Annotated in this window: 3 protein-coding genes; all 3 read left to right on the top strand. The window is 70.1% G+C overall.

The window, feature by feature from the left end:
• Positions 1-326 (top strand): hypothetical protein (locus ACFYX0_RS47835; RefSeq protein ID WP_388982149.1); only part of this gene is annotated, 326 nt, incomplete at its 5' end.
• 352 nt (positions 327-678) lie between these two features.
• Positions 679-912, top strand: coding sequence for a transposase (locus tag ACFYX0_RS47830; RefSeq protein WP_388982146.1), 234 nt, complete (start codon positions 679-681; stop codon positions 910-912).
• A gap of 8 nt (positions 913-920) precedes the next feature.
• A partial coding sequence (locus ACFYX0_RS47825; protein ID WP_388982143.1) for an IS3 family transposase occupies positions 921-1,452 on the top strand: 532 nt, incomplete at its 3' end.

The following is a 1,452-nucleotide window of genomic DNA, read 5'->3' as shown; positions in this document are numbered from 1 at the left end:
GCCGGTGGCGCCGAGCGGGGGTGGAGCACGGCCGGCGGCAGCAGTTGGTCCGTCTGCCGCCCGGCCCGGCTCCTGATTTCGCGTACATCCCTTCCATCATGAAAGGCATCCCTATGAACAACGACTGGCTCGAGGCCGAGACCGCCGAACTCCTGCCCGGCCGCGAGGCGCTGGGCAAGTTCTCGTTCAGCTTCGCCAAGATGACGACCGTCTCGAAGAAGATCGCGCACGTGGACGCCCACAACGAGTCGATGGCGGTCAACCAGTACTCGCCGTTCGCCCTCGCCCAGTCCCAGGCCTCCCAGGCCATCAGCGTCCGGCAGTAGCACGACCCCCGGCGCAGGGGCAGGCCCCGCCCCCGGGGCGTGCCCCTGCGGCGGGGCAAGGGTCGAGGCTCATCCAGCATGCCGGGTGACGGCACGGCCGGCGGCTGGTGTCCGTGCAGGTACCGGACGGCCGATGCCTGCCGCCGGTACCAGAATCCTTGCGGCGTCTGCCGGCTGAGGGGAAGGCACGTCCCGGCGAGCCGGTCCTAAAACGCGGGGCGGACTGCGGATGTGGCGGCATCCACCGGCAGACACCAGGCCGCCGGCCGACCCCCGCGCAGGCCCCTTTCACCCGTCCTTCGGCAGCGGCATGAACGAGTGTGATCCCGTGAGCAGTCCTCACCCCGCAGACTTGCGCACCCGCGCGGAGCAACTGGTCTCTGAAGGGCACCCGGCGAAGGAAGTGGCACGGCAGCTGGGCGTCTCCGTGCAGACCGTCTACCGCTGGCGGCGCTCAGTTGCGGCCGGGTCGGACCTGGCGCAGGCCCGCACCCGCATCGGCGAACTGGAGAGGGAAGTCCTTTTGTGCCGTGAACTTATCGCCACGATGCGGCAGATGATGCCCCCAAAAGACGGTACGAGGTGATCCACCGCATGGCATCGCAGGGTTTCCCGGCACGCCAAATCACCCTACTCCTTAAGGTCTCGGAGTCCGGGTACTACGCCTGGCGCGCATCCGCCCCCTCCCCACGAGCGCTGCGCCGGACCTGGCTGACCCGCCTGATCCTCGACATCCACCAGGAGTCCGGCTCCACCTACGGATACCGCAGGGTGCGGCAGGAACTCGGCCACCGCTACGGCATCGACATCAGCCACTCCACCGTGGAGCTCATCATGAAGGAGGCCGGGATCCGCGGCAGAGCAGGACGGCTGCACGAACAGGCCCCGCAGGAAGCCGCCCGCACGCCCAGCCGGCGCTGGACCGTCGACGTGCTCACCTTCACCACACCCCAGGGCCCCCTGTACACGGCCGTCGTCCTCGACACCGCATCCCACCGCCTGATCGGCTGGAGCACCGCCCCGACCGCACACCCCCTGCTCGTCCACCACGCCCTCATGGCCGCCATCACCCGCGCCGCCCACGCCGAACCGGCCGCCCAGGCCGCCCAGGCCGCCCAGGCCGCCC

Source organism: Streptomyces sp. NPDC002573 (assembly GCF_042889625.1).
Taxonomy (GTDB): domain Bacteria; phylum Actinomycetota; class Actinomycetes; order Streptomycetales; family Streptomycetaceae; genus Streptomyces; species Streptomyces gibsoniae.
Note: the sequence above shows the minus strand (reverse complement) of the source record. Positions and strands in the feature narration are given on the sequence as shown.